The organism is Glaciimonas sp. PCH181 (assembly GCF_003056055.1).
Taxonomy (GTDB): Bacteria; Pseudomonadota; Gammaproteobacteria; order Burkholderiales; family Burkholderiaceae_D; genus Glaciimonas.
This window is the reverse complement of sequence record NZ_PYFP01000002.1, coordinates 391,969-408,274: the sequence shown is the minus strand read 5'-3', so window position 1 is coordinate 408,274 and position 16,306 is coordinate 391,969. Positions and strand designations below refer to the sequence as shown.

Below are 16,306 nucleotides of genomic sequence, written 5' to 3'. Positions count from 1 at the left end.
ATCGGATATATACGCACATTGATCAGCGGACGTACACGTTGCGCTGATTGGCGGACGTAATTAGGGCGAGGAAATCTTTACGATTTACCTCGCCCTTTAACCCTGCGGATATTTAGCAGATCGTAGTTGCGTCAGCCACTGAAGCAGCTACAGACCATGCTATTTTTACCAGGAAGTAATCACCGAATTTTTGTATTGATCGATGACAAACTGCTTCACTTCAGGGCTATGGTAAGCCTTGAGCAGTTTAGCAACCCACGGCTTGTCTTTATCCTCAGTACGCACGGCAATGATATTGGCGTAAGGGCCGCGTGCGGCTTCGATAGCGATACCATCTTTAGTCGGGCTGAGACCTGCTTTTTCTGCGAAATTACCATTGATCGCAGCGGCATCGAGATCATCTAGCGAACGCGGTAACTGCGCTGCGTCGATTTCCAGGATTTTCAATTTCTTTGGATTTTCAACGATATCTAACGGTGTGGCTTGTAACCCTGCGTTGGCTTTAAGCTTCAACAATCCCTGGGCTTGCAATAACAGCAAAGCACGTCCGCCGTTAGTCGGGTCGTTCGGTACACCGATACGCGCACCAGCTTTCAGGTCTTTCAATGACTTTATTTTTTTAGAATAAATGCCCATTGGGAAAGTGATGGTGTAGCCGACATTGCTCAGCTTGTAACCGCGATCTTTGATTTGCGCTTCCAGATAAGGCAAATGCTGATAGCTATTTGCGTCAAGATCACGCGCAGCCAAGGCGGCGTTAGGTTGAACGTAATCGCTGAACTCGACGATCTGAATATTCAGGCCATCTTTAGCGGCGATCTTTTTCACCACTTCAAGGATTTCAGCATGAGGGCCGCCGGTAGCGCCGATCTTGATCGTTTTTTCCTGCGCAAATACAGGTGCGGATATCAAGCTGGCGACGACGCCTAAACCAGCAAAAAATTGGACTAATTGACGACGATTCATTTCTTTCCTTTCTAGGGATGACTTACAACAATTCAGATTTTTTATGCGTGAAAGTAATATTTATTTGTGACTTAAACGACGCACCAGAATATCGCCCAGGGTTTGTACCAGCTGTACAAAGACAATCAAAATCAGTACTACAGCCAGCATGACTTCCGGCAAAAATCGTTGATAGCCGTAACGGATACCAAGATCGCCCAGACCGCCGCCGCCAATCGCACCGGCCATCGCCGAGTAGCCGACCAGACTAACAAAAGTAATCGTCAATCCGGCGATGATACCGGCGAACGCTTCTGGCACCAGCACTTTGTAGACGATTTGCCAGGTCGATGCGCCCATGGCTTGCGCAGCTTCGATCAGACCACGATCCACCTCACGCAGCGCGGTCTCGACCAAGCGCGCAATGAACGGGGCCGATGCCAGAGTCAGCGGTACAATCGCCGCAGCGGTGCCGATGGACGTGCCGACAAAAAAGCGCGTGAATGGAATCACTGCCACCAGCAAAATGATGAAAGGTGTAGAGCGGACTGCATTGACGATCAGCCCGGCAACGCGATTAAAAGCCAGACTCGGCAGCACGCCATCGCGGCCCGTCAGATGCAGCGCAATCCCCAGCGGAATCCCTAAAATGGCACCCAAAATGCCTGATATGCCAACCATCATCAGCGTCTCGCCGAACGAAGAAATGAAAAGATCGAGCATTTCAGATGACATGATTTAACTCCTCTACCGTCACGCCTTGCGCGCTTAAGTACTGCATTGCTGCTGCGATATCGGCGCTGCCGCCGTTGGCTAAAATTGCCAAGGAACCAAACGCCTGACCTTGAATTTCATCGATCTGGCCGTGCAAAATACTGAAATCCAAATTGAATTTACGCACAACTTCGGATAGCAGCGGTTGATTAACGCTGTCGCCCGTAAATGCCAGGCGGAACAAATGGTCGGTGCCATCGCCAGCATCGCTACCCGCCAGTCGTGTGCGCAAGCGCTGCAAGACGCCGGCAGGCAAATCTTGTGCGATAACATCGCCAATCATTGAGCGGGTCACCGGATGTTTGGGGGCGCGGAAGATATCGATTACCTGACCGTATTCGATCACTTCCCCGGCTTCCATAACGGCCATCCGGTCGCAGATCATTTTGATCACTTCCATTTGATGCGTGATAAGGACGATGGTCAGGCCTAGTTCTTGATTGATTTTGCGCAGCAGTTCTAAAATCGACCGCGTCGTTTCAGGGTCAAGTGCCGATGTGGCCTCGTCCGATAGTAATACTTTAGGCGCATTGGCAAGCGCGCGCGCAATTCCCACGCGCTGCTTCTGGCCGCCACTGATTTGAGCCGGATAGCGATCTTTCAGCGCAGTCAGGCCGACTAGCTCTAGCAACGGTGTGACTTTTTTGCTGATGTCGCTTTTCGACATCCCTGTCAGTTCCAGCGGCAGTGCGATATTGTCGTAGACAGTGCGTGACGACAACAAATTAAAGTGCTGAAAAATCATACCGATTTCACGCCGCGCTGCGCGCAATTGATCGGCACTCAGTGCTGTCAAATCTTTGCCATCAACGATGATCTTGCCCGAAGTAGGGCGGTTGAGAAGATTAAGCGTGCGCACTAACGTACTTTTGCCAGCGCCGCTGCGACCAATAATGCCGAAGATTTCGCCCTTGTTAATCGTCAGATCAACGTTGCGTACCGCATCCACCGGACCATTAGCCCCCTCGAACCGCTGGGTAACTGCTTGAATTTTTATCATTTCAGCATAAAAAAAGGCAGCCGACTGTCTCTGACTCCGACAATCTGCCGCCAATATAATTTTTTTGTAAGTGCTTATTTTATAAGGATTTTGTACTCGGGGAAAGTATCTTTTTGGTATAGGGTTATAACCGTTTTCTATATAAGATTTATCTTGTAGTTAAATCTATTTTTTGCGCGGCATTTTCGTTTTCATGAAGACACCCACGCTTTCTCATGAAATCGATATTCTCTTTTCATGTTGTTGAGTGGAGATGCGAAAGCGCCCGCGAGTTTCACATAGCCAGAACGTCGTGCAAGCTGCAAGGGCGGATAGGCCACGGGAGCGCCTGACTGCGACTCCTTCATCCATATAATCTGCTAATACGTGTTCTATTTTGAAAAGGGATTTCGCGCCTTCAGGCACGTATTGACGACGGTTTTCCCTTTTTTAAAATTAGAGCGTCTGTACTTTTCATTCAGACAATAAAAAGCCCACATCACTGTGGGCTTTTTATTAATCAACCAATACATCCTCAAAAAACGAAAGAAGAAATATCAGCCAACTCTGTGTGATCGTTGAGAATCGTATCTAGCGGTGGAAGATTGTGGCCGAGAAGCGCAGCCGTAGCATGTACGGTGAGCATCGCAGGCCACAAGATTGCGCCGCTAGATACAGTTGTCGAAGATCAATCTCACATTACATCATGCCGTCCATGCCACCCATGCCGCCCATACCACCCATACCGCCGCCCATGCCGCCAGCTGATTTGCCGTCTTCTGGCAATTCAGCGATCATTGCGTCAGTAGTCAGGATCAGGCCAGCAACCGAAGCTGCATTTTGCAGTGCTGAACGTGTAACTTTTGCTGGATCAAGAACACCCAGCTCAACCAAGTCACCGTAAGTACCGTTGGCAGCGTTGTAACCGTAGTTACCAGTGCCAGCCAGAACTGCATTGATGACAACCGATGGCTCATCGCCTGCGTTGAATACGATTTGACGCAGTGGCTCTTCAATCGCGCGCAGCACGATTTTGATACCAGCTTCTTGATCGGCGTTGTCGCCTTTCAGGTCCTTGACGTTTGCACGTGCGCGCAGGAAAGCCACGCCGCCGCCAGGAACTACGCCTTCTTCGACTGCAGCGCGAGTAGCGTGCAATGCATCTTCAACGCGTGCTTTCTTTTCTTTCATTTCAACTTCGGTAGCTGCACCGACTTTGATCAGAGCAACACCGCCAGCCAACTTAGCGACACGTTCTTGCAATTTTTCACGGTCGTAGTCTGAGCTTGCTTCTTCGATTTGAGCGCGGATTTGTTTAACGCGTCCTTCGATCGAGATTGCTTCGCCAGCGCCATCGATGATGATGGTGTTTTCTTTGCTGATTTCGATACGTTGTGCTTGACCGAGTTCTGCCAGAGTCACTTTTTCCAGTGTCAGGCCGACTTCTTCTGCAATCACTTGACCACCGGTCAGGATAGCGATGTCTTCCAACATAGCTTTACGACGATCGCCAAAGCCTGGTGCTTTAACAGCAGCAGTTTTCAGGATACCGCGGATGTTGTTGACAACCAGAGTTGCCAGTGCTTCGCCTTCGACGTCTTCTGCGATGATCAGCAGTGGACGGCCCGACTTAGCGACTTGCTCCAATACCGGAAGAAGGTCACGGATGTTAGAGATTTTTTTGTCGAACAACAGAACATAAGGCTGTTCCAGAGCAACAACTTGTTTTTCTTGGTTGTTGATGAAGTACGGTGACAGATAGCCACGGTCAAATTGCATACCTTCAACGATGTCTAGTTCGTTTTCCAGTGATTTGCCGTCTTCAACTGTGATAACACCTTCTTTACCGACTTTGTCCATTGCCTTGGCAATGATTTCACCGATATCGGTGTCGGAGTTAGCTGAAATCGAACCGACTTGCGCGATTTCTTTGCTTGTTGTCGTTGGTTTAGCCAGGTTTTTGATTTCTGCAACGATGGCGACAACAGCTTTGTCGATACCGCGCTTCAGGTCAGTTGGGTTGAAACCAGCAGCAACGTATTTGAAGCCTTCGCGCACGATTGCTTGAGCCAATACTGTTGCAGTAGTTGTACCGTCACCAGCGTTGTCTGACGTTTTGGAAGCAACTTCTTTAACCAGTTGCGCACCCATGTTTTCCAGCTTGTCTTTCAGTTCGATTTCTTTCGCAACTGAAACACCGTCTTTAGTAACGGTAGGGGCACCGAAGCTGCGCTCCAGAACGACGTTACGGCCTTTAGGGCCCAGAGTGACTTTAACTGCATTTGCCAACACGTTAACGCCGTTGACGATCTTAGCGCGTGCGTCATCACCAAAAATTACTTGCTTTGCTGCCATGTTTATTCTCCTGAATACGGTTGAATATGATGTGTAGATCAGCTTAAAACTTGGTTAAACGCGCTATCGCATCTTGCCGAATCGCTTCAACCTGCCTACACAATGCACAATGAATTACTTGCTTTCGACGACGGCGAACAAATCTTCTTCGCGCATTACCAGCAGTTCTTCGCCTTCGATCTTCACAACTTGACCAGCATATTTGCCGAACAAAACGCGATCGCCGACTTTAACTGCCAATGGACGTACTTTGCCGTCTTCCAAAATTTTGCCGTTACCGATGGCCAGAACTTCACCTTGATCCGGTTTTTCAGCTGCTGCCTCTGGCAGAACGATACCTGATGCGGTTTTAGTTTCGATGTCGAGACGTTTAACGATGACGCGATCATGCAAAGGACGAAGATTCATGTGTGACTCCTTCAAATTCAACAAGTTATGATTTTTGCAGCAACATCGCAGCAAACAAGACTGCACCGATTAGTTTGGCTTTTACGATGCGCCGCACAGAAAAAGTGACTAGGCCAGGGAGATTGTTAGCACTCTCACCTAACGAGTGCTAAGTATAGGGGTGGTTAGTTGATTTTTCAAGAGTGGATATTTTTTACTTTTCTTTTTATTTTCCTACAATGCCGAATTGCCCTTGGCGGTGACACTTTTAGCCAACGCGGAATGAACGTCCGATCTCTTAATTGATTAATGACAACTACGTTGCAGTTGTTTTATATCTATATGAGCTGCTCAAAACTCAAGAGCGTACCCGCAGCCAAGCCGCTACAATTGCCAACCGATGCAATGATTGTCGGATTAACTCCTTTGCAAAAGTGTGAAATCTCCATTTTTTAAGGTCTCAGCATGAGCTTACGTTTTTTTTATAGTCTTAAAAATCTGCTTTTCCATACCCATCCGCGTCTGGTCATCGCTTTCATCTTCGGCATCGTCATTTGGGCCTTACAGCCGCACGGATCGCCGATTACGCGTGGGTTAATTAGCTGGAATGCCGGGGTTTGGGGTTATCTGATTACCGTCTGGTGGATGATGGTGCGGGCAGGATCGGAGCAAGTAAAATGCCGCGCCGCCATCGAGGATGAGAACGACACCACGATTTTGGTGTTGATTTGCATCGCCGCGAGTTCAAGCATCGTCGCGGTCGTTTTTGGGTTGTCTCAGGCGAAGGATTTTTTGCCGGGCCCGAAAGAAGTTCGCTATTTATTCACCGGACTGACCGTGCTCGGCTCATGGTTTTTAGTCGCAACCATGTTCACGTTGCATTACGCCCGGCTGTTTTACAGCGCGGATGAGGATAAGCTGCCGTTGCGTTTTCCTGATGAGGAAAAGAATCCGGATTACTGGGATTTTCTGTATTTCTCGTTCACGTTGGCGGTTGCGGTACAGACTTCAGATGTCAGCGTGATGACCCGCTCAATGCGCAAAGTAGTGCTGGTTCAGTCGGTGCTGACATTTTTGTTTAATTCGGCGATTTTGGGGCTATCGATCAATATCGCGGCGGGTTTGATTTCCTGATCTGAATAAACGTCAGGCTAAAAGTCAGGCGTTTTCTGCTGGTTCAACCTTTGTCTCATTATGATTAACGGCCATTTTCAGGCCGGTTCATATGAATACTTTTCCAAAAAAAACGGACAGCCGAGGCTGTCCGTTTTTGTGCGCTACATCTTGTTTTACGCAGAGGCTTTACTGCCAGCCATACCGCTTCGCATACCAACCCTTCATCATCTGCGTCAGCACTGCATACGCGCCCAAAATCAGCAACAACCAAGGGAAATAGCTCAGTGGCAGCGCTTGCAGCTTGAAGTAATGCGCTAGCGGCGACATCGGCAGTAAAATCCCTATCGCCATAATGATGACGGTCATGCTCATCAGCGCCCACGAAGCACGGCTTTGGAAGAACGGTATTTTTCTGGTCCGAATCATATGCACAATCAGGGTTTGCGATAGCAAGCCTTCGATGAACCAACCTGACTGAAACAGCGTTTGATGTTCGTTCGTATTGGCCCCAAAGATGTACCACAGCAACGCAAATGTCGCGATATCGAAGATCGAGCTGATCGGCCCGAAAAAGATCATAAAACGACCGATTTCCTTAGGATCCCAACGCTGCGGTTTTTCTAAAAATTCCTTATCCACGTTGTCGAACGGAATCGTGATTTGAGAAATATCGTAAAGCAGATTTTGTACGAGCAGATGCAAGGGCAGCATCGGCAGGAACGGCAGGAAGGCACTGGCAACCAGTACAGAAAAGACATTCCCAAAATTCGAGCTGGCCGTCATTTTGATGTACTTCAGCATGTTTGCGAACGTCTTGCGACCTTCTAAAACGCCTTCTTCCAGCACCATCAAACTTTTTTCCAGCAGGATGATATCGGCGGCTTCTTTAGCGATATCGACCGCTGTATCGACCGAAATACCGATGTCTGCTGCGCGTAACGCCGGGGCATCGTTAATGCCATCGCCCATGAACCCGACTACGTGACCATTGTCATGCAGCCTGCGGACGATGCGTTCTTTATGATCCGGGCTGAGCTTGGCAAATACCGTGGTTTTTTCAACCGCAATGGCGAGGTCCGCGTCGCTCATATTCTCGACATCGGAACCTAGCAGCATGCCATCGACAGTCAATCCGACCTGACGACAGATTTTGGCGGTGACCAGTTGGTTATCGCCGGTCAAAATTTTGACGGTAACGCCATGTTTTTTCAGTGCATCCAGCGCTGGTTTAGTCGATTCTTTCGGTGGATCGAGGAAGGCAATATAACCAATCAAGACCAGATCCGACTCATCGGCAACGCCATACACTTCCTTGGTCGGCGGCAAATCTTTGGCCGCAACCGCAACCACCCGTAAACCTTCCGCATTCAGGCTGGCGGTGGTCTCGTGAATTTCTTTGAGCAGCTCGGCAGTGAATGGCACGACAGTGCCATTGTGACGGGCATGCGTGCAGACAGAAACGATTTCCTCAACCGCGCCTTTGCAGATCAATTCATGATGATCCTCACGCTCGCTGACCACGACCGACATGCGGCGACGCTGAAAATCGAATGGAATTTCATCGACCTTGCGATAGGCCGAGGCCAAGGCCATTTCACGTTGGAGTTCTGCGTGGTCAAGGACGGCCACATCCAGCAGATTTTTCAGACCGGTTTGATAGTGGCTGTTCAGATAAGCGTATTCCAGCACTAGATCATCTGGCTTACCGAGAATATCGGTATGACGCTCAAGAAAAATTTTGTCCTGTGTCAGCGTGCCGGTTTTGTCGGTGCACAGCACGTCCATTGCGCCAAAATTTTGAATCGCATCCAGGCGTTTAACGATCACTTTTTTACGTGACAAGGCAACCGCACCCTTAGCCAGCGTCGAAGTGACAATCATCGGCAGCATTTCCGGCGTCAGGCCGACTGCTACGGAGAGACCGAATAAAAAGGCCTCAACCCAATCGCCCTTGGTAAAACCATTCAGAAAAAATACGATCGGCGTCATGACCATCATGAAACGGATCAATAGCCAGCTGACTTTATTTACGCCCAACTGAAACGCTGTCGGCGTGCGGTCGGTCGCGGTGACACGTTCGGCTAGTGCACCGAAATAGGTTTGATTGCCAGTGGTGACAACAATCGCGGTGGCCGATCCGCTGATAACGTTGGTGCCCATGAAGCACAGATTATCCAGCTCCAGCGGATTGCCGACATCCTCGCCGCGATGCACGATAAATTTTTCAACCGGCAGGGATTCGCCGGTCATTGCGGCCTGACTGATAAACAAGTCTTTGGCGGTCAACAAGCGCAAATCGGCCGGGATCATGTCGCCAGCAGAGAGTTGCACGATATCGCCGGGGACTAGTTTTTTAATCGCCAGTTCAATCCGTCGCGCGCCTTTGGGATGCAGCGTAACGTCAAAATAGCGCAACGCCTCATCCGCAATATCCGCAGTCAGATCGTGACGCAGAACCGTCGCGGTATTACTGACCATTTCCTTGAGTTTGTCGGCCGCATTGTTAGAGCGCGATTCCTGCACGAAGCGCATCAGCGTCGATAGCACAACCATCGTGCTGATGACGACCGTGGCTTTCATGTCTTCGGTCGCAAACGACACGGCGGCCAGCACGGTCAGCAGTAAATTAAACGGATTCTTGTAGCATTGCCACAAATGCGCCCACCAGGGCAGCGGCTTTTCGTGCTCGACCTCATTCGGGCCGACTACCAGCCGAATCGCATCTGCTTCGGCATCGGTCAGGCCGTCGCTCCGACTATGTAATTGCTCAAGCAATTCCGGCAGCTCAATCTGCGCCGCCTTCAGCAAATGCTGCGCGAGCGTTGCGGGCACTTCATTTGGCGTAGGTGTGCTGCTAAACATATCGCCACCAAAACGGCGAAAATGCCGATCCATGCCATGGGCGTGGACAAACCTGACGAAGGTATCTTTCAAGAGATTCAGATTCATGATGTTATTCTTTTTTCTATATATTTCGGCTGCCGCTGACCTGATCTGCTAATGCAATCCTGCATCCTGAAAGTCGTAGCACGTTCAATCAAGATGCCGGAAGGTCATCGCTAAAATCTCTATATCGCCAGTCAATGATGGAGGATCGATGCGCGCCTTATTCTGCGTGCCTGTATTCCATCGTTGTCTGGCCAGCCTTTTGCTCAGACGAAGATTTTAGGGATTCCCTTAACTGGACTAACTGCCAGGTTTAACGGCCTGTCATTGATGTGGATGACAGACATGTGTAATAAAGACAAAAGCCTTAAGACGCAAGGCTGCAAACTGAAAATCCGGGCAGTGATGTTTTAATGACAGAACAAGGGATTTCGACGCCTGCTATGCATGGCATAGACGAGTGCGTCGTCATCCTTTGTTTAAATAGTCCATGCAAGATTGCAATAGCCGTCTAATGACCAAGGGATAATACTCTCGTGGTTCAAAACAGCCATTTTTTGTTGCTGCACGTAAATGTTATGCAGCAGCGCTAATGCAGTCTTACAGCAATATTTAGGTGGAAATCTGTGATCAGCACGGTCTAAATAGCTTGATTAACCAGCTATTTGGCAACGTTGATCATTGGGATACCATCATTCGCCAACGGCGAGATGACGGCAGGGGAAGAAGCCTGCGTTATCTTGCCGAGACGTGGCCAGAGCGGATCTGGCAACAACTGTCACTCGAACAAGTGCCCATGAATGGGGCTCCATAAAATGAAAACAAGCGGATGTTAATACTGACGCAAACGGCGGTCAAGAAAAATTGTGCAGCACGGCATGGGAAAGCATCTGAACGTCTATGTCCGTGATTTTGTGTTGTTTTTAGTAAATTTATAAATGCCTGCAAGTATTTCATTTTCAGCAACACCGCGGATTAAAAGTAGTCCTGTTAATTATCTTTTTATTCGTCTTCTAATTCGGCCTCAACCTTATACAAAGGTAATCTAACCTTGCGTCTTGCTTATCGTTAACTATACTTAAAATATAAATCAAAAAGACGGAGACAGCCATGCAACATTTAATCGTCACGAACTTGATTTTTTTCGTCCCTATGGCGCTGTGTGGATTAGTACTCTTTTCCGAAGTGCCGGTGCATTCCAAAGTAGTTCATGGTGGTCTATGCACGGTGGGCCTGGCGGCTGGCGCATTACTGGCAATGTTTTTGCTTCAAGCCATCTCGGTATTGATTTGACGTGCAATTTGTTCGGCATTCGCTGCCTGTCAGCTGGAATTGCAAGCATACGTCATTGCTCATAGGCCTGTCGACCATGCTTTCTACCAAAGGCGGACTTTCCGTCCTTGCGCCTTGACGCTTTCAAAATAATCGTCTTTCCGTTCCGTTTAATAAGTCGCATTCTGGGCTTAGATTGATCACGTGGGATAATCCCTCACGATTTTCTTTCTACCTGATGCCCATGCCGAACAAATTCCAATCTGCCGTGATGCGTGCGCTCCTTGTTAGCGCTGCCTTTTTCTCCCCGTATTCGATTAGTCACGCGCAAGAATTGATGTCATCCTCGTCGCCGACGTTGCCTTTAGCGGTGACTGCAGCGCTACAAGAAGCGGCTATTCCTGCGCAAAACGTCGGTATATATGTGCAAGAAGCCTCAGCCGGAGGCAAAGTTGTCGCCGCCAACAGCATCAGTACACCTTTTAATCCCGCCTCGACCATGAAGCTCGTCACGACAGACGCCGCGCTAGAATTGTTGGGCCCAACCTATAGCTGGAAGACCACCGCCTATACGGATGGCCGACAAGTTGGTACGACGTTGCAAGGGAATTTGATCTTTAAAGGCGGCGGCGACCCAAAATTGGTATTAGAGAATTTCTGGCTATTTTTACGCCAGATTCGTGCTAAAGGTATACGCGATATCCGCGGCAACGTGGTCCTTGATCGCAGTATGTTTGACGAAAATGCCTATGACCCTGCGGCGTTTGACGGCGACCCTCTAAAGCCATACAACGCCGGTCCTGATGCTTTGTTGCTGAATTACAAAACGCTGACTTTCCAATTTGTGCCCGATGACGCGACTGGCCTGATCCGTGTCGTAGTCGATCCGCCGATGGCCGGTTATACCGTCATTCCTCCGCGTTCCGCCAAGGGCGCTTGTGGCGATTGGCAGGGGAAGTTGCAGGCAACATTTGATGAAAACGGCGCTAGTTTTAACGGCACGCTGCCTGCATCTTGCGGGGAAAAAATCTGGTACGTGAATCCCTACAAAATGAGTTCCTCGCAGTATTTTGGCAACGTATTCCGGCAAATGTGGACCGATCTTGGCGGTACGTTGAGCGGTACCGTCAAGTCTGGGGTCGTCCCGGTGGGCACGCGCTTTATTGCCGAATGGAGTTCAGTCACGCTGCCCGAGGTAATCCGCGACATCAATAAATACAGCAATAACGTGATGGCACGTCAGACTTTGCTGACGATTGCCGCCGATATCCTGAAACTTCCCGCGACGCCAGAACGAGGTGCCCGCGCCATCCAAAGCTGGCTTGCCAACAAGGGCATAGACGCCAGCGATCTGGTGATCGAAAACGGTTCGGGTTTGTCGCGTAATGAGCGCATCTCGGCCCGTACGATGGGACGCATTCTGGCGTCCGCCTATCAATCGCCGACGATGCCGGAATTCATGTCATCGATGCCGTTGGTGGGGTTTGACGGCACCATGCGCAATCGTTTGAAGGGGCAGGGGATCACGGGGCAGGCGCATATAAAAACCGGGACGCTCAACGATGTGCGCGCAATTGCCGGCTATGTGCTGGCGGCCTCGGGAAAATATTACGTTGTCGTGTGTTTGATCAATCATGCCAATGCCGCGCGCGGGCAGGGCGTGCAGGATGCTTTATTGCAATGGGTTTATGAGAATGGTTAATGTGAATGGTTAATGTAAATGGTTAATGTAAATGGTTAATACGGTCGGTTGCCACAAATGTCTAGTGTGAGCGCTTACGAAAGCGCATCTCACAGCATCAACGGCCGATCCGATATTTCATTGTGCTTGCCGTCTTTATCCGGAAAATGTGCGGTCAGCAAATGATTCATTTGCTCGATCGCCGCCAGCGTACTTTCATGAAACGACCCATTCGCAAATTCTTGCGTCATAGTCTGACATACGGCTAGCCAATCGGTGGACGGTATGGCACGGCCAACTGCCCGGTCTGTGATGATCTCAACTTTATGGTCGGCAAAGTTGACGTACAGCAGGACGCCGACATTTTCTTCGGTATCCCACATCCGGTAATGCGCAAAAAGCTCATGCGCGCGTTGTCGGGATGTGACGCCGTTCAGCACTGCTTGCAGATTCAACGACGCCTCCACGATCATTCTGGCCTCAGCTCTATGCATATGCTCACCTTCCGCAATTTTGGCTTGAACGGCTTTCAGCGTTGAGGCAGGAAATGCCTGCCGCACAGTATGCTTGGTAGTGATCAAATGTCGATACAGACGCGTGATGGTCTTTTTCATTACCAATTCCCCGAGGCGCCGCCGCCATCAAAACCACCCCCACCACCACTGAAACCGCCGCCGCTACTGCCGCCACCAAAACCGCCACTAAAACCACCTCCGCCGCCACGGCCGCCTTGACTTAATACGCTGCCGATAATCACGCCCGCCGCATTCCCCCAAACGTTGCTGTTCAGCGTGTTTCCTGAGCGCCCGCTGCCGCCACCTCTACGTGAAAGCAGCGTTATCAAGACTATAAATCCGATGAATAGCAAAGGCGCAATCGCGGCAAAGATACTCGATCCGGCTTCTTGTTGCTGCGCTTGCTTTTGTGCTGCTGGCGGCAAAGACTGCTGATCCAGAATCGTTGTCAGCGCCGTCACGCCAGCCGTCAAACCGGCATAAAAATCACCTTTTTGAAAGTAGGGCGCAATCACGTCTTGCAATACCCGCTTTGACTGCGCATCGGTTAATACGCCTTGCACGCCGCGTCCCGACTCAATGCGCAAGCGCCGCAAGTCGTTTGGATTGTCTTTCGCGACGATCAGAATCACGCCATCATCGAGACCTTTGCGGCCCAGCTTCCACGCATCGGCGACCCGTATGCTGTAATCCTGGATGGCCTCGGGTGCCGTGGAACTCATCAGCAGCACCGCGATCTGGCTGCCTGTGCGTGCCTCGTAATCGCTCAGCGTCGCCTCCAGCGTAGCGCGCTGCGCGGCCTGCAACATGCCAATTTGATCGGTAACGTGCCCTTGTAACGGTGGCACTGCCACCAGCTTACCCGTCTGAGCGTTGGCCGCCGTTCCCATCAATGTGAAAAGGATCAACCCCAGCATGACGAACAGATGCAAAAGCGGCGAGCGCAGTGTCCGGTTATGGCAAGCGCTGGTCGACGTTACCGACGGTGACATTATTTTTTACCGCCAAAATCAACATCGGGCGAAGTCGAAATCGCTTTTTCGTTATCGACCGTGAACGATGGTCGTACCGAATAACCCATCGCTTTCGCCGTCAGATTCGTTGGAAAACTGCGCGCCAAGACGTTGTACTCTTGCACCGCGACGATATAACGATTACGTGCGACTTTGATGCGATTTTCGATGCCTTCTAATTGCGACTGCGCATCGCGATAAAGCCCGTCAGCCTTCAACTGCGGATAGTTTTCAGAAACCGCCATCAAGCGCGACAACGCGGAAGATAATTGCCCCTGAACTTGCTGAAATTTTTCCAGCGCAGCCGGATCGTTGAGCACCTCCGGCGTTATCTGAAAACTTGTCGCTGCCGAGCGCGCCTTGGTGACGGCTTCAAAAGTAGCTTCTTCATGGGTTGCATAGGCTTTCACGATTTGCGCAATTTTCGGTACCAGATCGGCCCGGCCCTGATATTGATTCACCACCTCGCCCCAGGCAGCTTTCACGGCCTCATCTTTAGTCTGGAAATCGTTATAACCACACGCGCTGAGTAATGCCGCGATGGCGACTATCGCCAGCCACTTAACAGTTTTATGCATAACAACTTCCTTTGGAGAGTAAATTGGCGGAAAGGCCTTTGCTGCACGTTAGCAAACTATTGGTCAGTGCTCAAGCGTTAATAAAGCGTAAATATATATCGTAGACCGGTTGTAGCCTGAAGTTAGCGTTGATATGGCGAATCGGGGCGTTCATGCCCAAATGCTGTTATATCGACAGTCGTCGCAATGATAGAGCTAACTACTGCTAGCAAAGGGCGCAACAAGTTACAATGTCGACGTTCGTATTATTAGGGTTATACCGTGACTTTCATCGATAAATTATCCGCAGCCTGGACCGCCAATAATTCGCTACTTTGCGTCGGCCTGGATCCGGATGTTAATAAAATACCATCGCATTTGCAACATCAGCCGGATGCGATTTTTGCTTTCTGTAAAGCAATTATTGACGCAACCGCCGATACCGCTTGTGCATTCAAGCCGCAAATCGCCTATTTCTCTGCATTGCGTGCTGAAGATCAACTGGAAGCAATTTGCGACTATATCCGTAGCGCGCATCCGACTATTCCTATCGTGCTGGACGCCAAGCGCGGCGATATCGGTGCAACCGCCGAGCAATACGCCCGCGAAGCCTACGAACGCTATGGCGCAGACGCCGTCACGCTCAGCCCCTATATGGGATGGGATTCAGTCGCACCGTATATGGAATGGAAAGACCGTGGCGCGATAGTCCTGTGCCGCACCTCCAATCCGGGTGGTTCAGACCTGCAATTCATGACAGTCGACGGCAAACCGTTATATCAGCACGTTGCCCGCCTGGTGGCGGATAAATGGAATACCAATGGTCAATGCGCCTTGGTTGTCGGTGCAACGTTCCCGGACGAACTAGCGCAAGTGCGCAGTATTGTTGGCGGCATGCCTTTGTTAGTGCCTGGCATCGGCGCGCAGGGTGGCGATATTCAGGCGACCGTAAATGCAGGCAAAACAGCCAACGGCAGCGGTATGATGATCAATTCATCACGGGCAATTTTGTACGCAAAAGCGGATGAGGCTGCTGGCGAGGATTTTGCTGCTGCGGCGCGGCGTGTAGCAATCGAAACCCGAGACGCGATTAATCGCTTTCGTGTCTGAGTCTCGTTAAATATCGCTCAAACTAATATCTCAATAGTAAGTAAAAAAGCGGCGCTGGCATTCTCAACGAATGTCAGCGCCGCTTTCATTTTCTGCTCAGTTCCCTGTCAAATGGTCAGAAAATTGACCGCAGTTTAAAAGGTAACGTCAAAAATTATCTTTTAGTTACTTTAAGAAGCGCAACAAGCCTTGCAATGAATGCGCGACCGTTTGTTCACGAATTGCGTGACGATCTCCGTGAAACACCAGGCGTTCAGTATGGGTTTGGTGACCGAGCGTCCAGCCAAAACAGACCGTACCGACCGGCTTGCCCGGAACAGCGCCGCCCGGACCGGCAATGCCAGTGGTGGACAACGCAACATGCGCACCGCTATTGGCAAGTGCGCTTTCGGCCATCGCCGCTGCGATTTCTTCGCTGACAGCGCCATGCTGCGCTAGTAATGCCTCTGAAATATCCAATAGTTCAGTCTTCGAGGCGTTGGAATAGGTCACGAAACCACAATCGAACCATTCGGACGATCCGGCGATATCGGTAATCGCTTGAGAAACACCGCCGCCCGTGCACGATTCGGCGGTTGCCAGCAGCCAGCCTTTGGTTTGCAACGCCCGACCTACTTGTTCGGCGAGGTCCAATATTTGATTCACTTCCACGCTGGTGTCCATTGTTGTGCTCCTGTTTTTATCTAGTCGGTCAATACATACTGCCACTTGTCGCG

The 16,306-nt window shown here is 50.2% G+C and carries 14 protein-coding genes; 4 read left to right on the top strand and 10 right to left on the bottom strand.

The window, feature by feature from the left end; genetic code table 11:
* Positions 1 to 165: 165 nt before the first annotated feature.
* The 5 genes from C7W93_RS14870 to groES all read right to left on the bottom strand — a co-directional run bounded on the left by C7W93_RS14870 (position 166) and on the right by groES (position 5,461).
* The gene (locus C7W93_RS14870) at positions 166 to 966 is read right to left on the bottom strand and encodes a MetQ/NlpA family ABC transporter substrate-binding protein (RefSeq protein ID WP_108440966.1); all 801 of its coding nucleotides are present in this window, start codon (positions 964 to 966) and stop codon (positions 166 to 168) included.
* Between the two features lie 60 nt (positions 967 to 1,026).
* Entirely contained in the window at positions 1,027 to 1,680 is a 654-nt protein-coding gene (locus tag C7W93_RS14865) for a methionine ABC transporter permease (RefSeq protein ID WP_108440965.1), read from the bottom strand.
* On the bottom strand, positions 1,670 to 2,719 hold the full coding sequence (locus C7W93_RS14860; RefSeq protein ID WP_108440964.1) for a methionine ABC transporter ATP-binding protein: 1,050 nt from the start codon (positions 2,717 to 2,719) through the stop codon (positions 1,670 to 1,672). The genes C7W93_RS14865 and C7W93_RS14860 overlap by 11 nt, the downstream gene beginning before the upstream one ends.
* Positions 2,720 to 3,397: 678 nt before the next feature.
* Complete coding sequence (groL, locus tag C7W93_RS14855; protein ID WP_108440963.1) at positions 3,398 to 5,053, bottom strand: chaperonin GroEL; 1,656 nt, start codon at positions 5,051 to 5,053, stop codon at positions 3,398 to 3,400.
* Between the two features lie 114 nt (positions 5,054 to 5,167).
* Complete coding sequence (groES, locus tag C7W93_RS14850; protein ID WP_108440962.1) at positions 5,168 to 5,461, bottom strand: co-chaperone GroES; 294 nt, start codon at positions 5,459 to 5,461, stop codon at positions 5,168 to 5,170.
* A 444-nt stretch (positions 5,462 to 5,905) separates the two neighbouring features.
* On the opposite strand from groES, the gene C7W93_RS14845 reads away from it, so the two are divergent.
* On the top strand, positions 5,906 to 6,574 hold the full coding sequence (locus C7W93_RS14845; protein ID WP_108440961.1) for a DUF1345 domain-containing protein: 669 nt from the start codon (positions 5,906 to 5,908) through the stop codon (positions 6,572 to 6,574).
* A gap of 168 nt (positions 6,575 to 6,742) precedes the next feature.
* On the opposite strand, the gene mgtA is transcribed toward C7W93_RS14845, so the two are convergent.
* On the bottom strand, positions 6,743 to 9,505 hold the full coding sequence (mgtA, locus tag C7W93_RS14840; protein ID WP_108440960.1) for a magnesium-translocating P-type ATPase: 2,763 nt from the start codon (positions 9,503 to 9,505) through the stop codon (positions 6,743 to 6,745).
* 1,047 nt (positions 9,506 to 10,552) lie between these two features.
* Between mgtA and C7W93_RS14835 the strand changes: the two genes are divergently transcribed.
* Both C7W93_RS14835 and dacB read left to right on the top strand, forming a co-directional pair.
* The gene (locus C7W93_RS14835) at positions 10,553 to 10,735 is read left to right on the top strand and encodes a hypothetical protein (protein ID WP_108440959.1); all 183 of its coding nucleotides are present in this window, start codon (positions 10,553 to 10,555) and stop codon (positions 10,733 to 10,735) included.
* Positions 10,736 to 10,958: 223 nt separating this feature from the next.
* On the top strand, positions 10,959 to 12,416 hold the full coding sequence (dacB, locus tag C7W93_RS14830) for a D-alanyl-D-alanine carboxypeptidase/D-alanyl-D-alanine-endopeptidase (protein ID WP_225869895.1): 1,458 nt from the start codon (positions 10,959 to 10,961) through the stop codon (positions 12,414 to 12,416).
* A gap of 89 nt (positions 12,417 to 12,505) precedes the next feature.
* Here dacB and C7W93_RS14825 read toward each other — a convergent pair whose 3' ends face one another.
* From C7W93_RS14825 to C7W93_RS14815, 3 genes are all read right to left on the bottom strand, one after another.
* Entirely contained in the window at positions 12,506 to 13,009 is a 504-nt protein-coding gene (locus C7W93_RS14825) for a TPM domain-containing protein (RefSeq protein ID WP_108440958.1), read from the bottom strand.
* The gene (locus C7W93_RS14820; RefSeq protein WP_108442138.1) at positions 13,009 to 13,827 is read right to left on the bottom strand and encodes a YgcG family protein; all 819 of its coding nucleotides are present in this window, start codon (positions 13,825 to 13,827) and stop codon (positions 13,009 to 13,011) included. Before C7W93_RS14820 ends, C7W93_RS14825 begins: the two co-directional genes overlap by 1 nt.
* A gap of 74 nt (positions 13,828 to 13,901) precedes the next feature.
* Positions 13,902 to 14,501, bottom strand: a complete 600-nt coding sequence (locus C7W93_RS14815; RefSeq protein ID WP_108440957.1) for a LemA family protein — start codon at positions 14,499 to 14,501, stop codon at positions 13,902 to 13,904.
* A gap of 261 nt (positions 14,502 to 14,762) precedes the next feature.
* Here C7W93_RS14815 and pyrF point away from each other — a divergent pair, with 261 nt between their 5' ends.
* The gene (gene pyrF, locus C7W93_RS14810) at positions 14,763 to 15,590 is read left to right on the top strand and encodes an orotidine-5'-phosphate decarboxylase (protein ID WP_108440956.1); all 828 of its coding nucleotides are present in this window, start codon (positions 14,763 to 14,765) and stop codon (positions 15,588 to 15,590) included.
* 165 nt (positions 15,591 to 15,755) lie between these two features.
* Here pyrF and C7W93_RS14805 read toward each other — a convergent pair whose 3' ends face one another.
* Entirely contained in the window at positions 15,756 to 16,253 is a 498-nt protein-coding gene (locus C7W93_RS14805; RefSeq protein WP_370446464.1) for a CinA family protein, read from the bottom strand.
* Positions 16,254 to 16,306 lie beyond the last annotated feature (53 nt).

Excerpts from the sequence above, each read along its gene's own strand:
- C7W93_RS14870 (WP_108440966.1), bottom strand. The coding sequence starts at position 966 with ATGAATCGTCGTCAATTAGTCCAATTTTTTGCTGGTTTAGGCGTCGTC.
- C7W93_RS14865 (WP_108440965.1), bottom strand. The coding sequence starts at position 1,680 with ATGTCATCTGAAATGCTCGATCTTTTCATTTCTTCGTTCGGCGAGACG.
- C7W93_RS14860 (WP_108440964.1), bottom strand. The coding sequence starts at position 2,719 with ATGATAAAAATTCAAGCAGTTACCCAGCGGTTCGAGGGGGCTAATGGT.
- groL (WP_108440963.1), bottom strand. The coding sequence starts at position 5,053 with ATGGCAGCAAAGCAAGTAATTTTTGGTGATGACGCACGCGCTAAGATC.
- groES (WP_108440962.1), bottom strand. The coding sequence starts at position 5,461 with ATGAATCTTCGTCCTTTGCATGATCGCGTCATCGTTAAACGTCTCGAC.
- C7W93_RS14845 (WP_108440961.1), top strand. The coding sequence starts at position 5,906 with ATGAGCTTACGTTTTTTTTATAGTCTTAAAAATCTGCTTTTCCATACC.
- mgtA (WP_108440960.1), bottom strand. The coding sequence starts at position 9,505 with ATGAATCTGAATCTCTTGAAAGATACCTTCGTCAGGTTTGTCCACGCC.
- C7W93_RS14835 (WP_108440959.1), top strand. The coding sequence starts at position 10,553 with ATGCAACATTTAATCGTCACGAACTTGATTTTTTTCGTCCCTATGGCG.
- dacB (WP_225869895.1), top strand. The coding sequence starts at position 10,959 with ATGCCGAACAAATTCCAATCTGCCGTGATGCGTGCGCTCCTTGTTAGC.
- C7W93_RS14825 (WP_108440958.1), bottom strand. The coding sequence starts at position 13,009 with ATGAAAAAGACCATCACGCGTCTGTATCGACATTTGATCACTACCAAG.
- C7W93_RS14820 (WP_108442138.1), bottom strand. The coding sequence starts at position 13,827 with ATGCTGGGGTTGATCCTTTTCACATTGATGGGAACGGCGGCCAACGCT.
- C7W93_RS14815 (WP_108440957.1), bottom strand. The coding sequence starts at position 14,501 with ATGCATAAAACTGTTAAGTGGCTGGCGATAGTCGCCATCGCGGCATTA.
- C7W93_RS14805 (WP_370446464.1), bottom strand. The coding sequence starts at position 16,253 with ATGGACACCAGCGTGGAAGTGAATCAAATATTGGACCTCGCCGAACAA.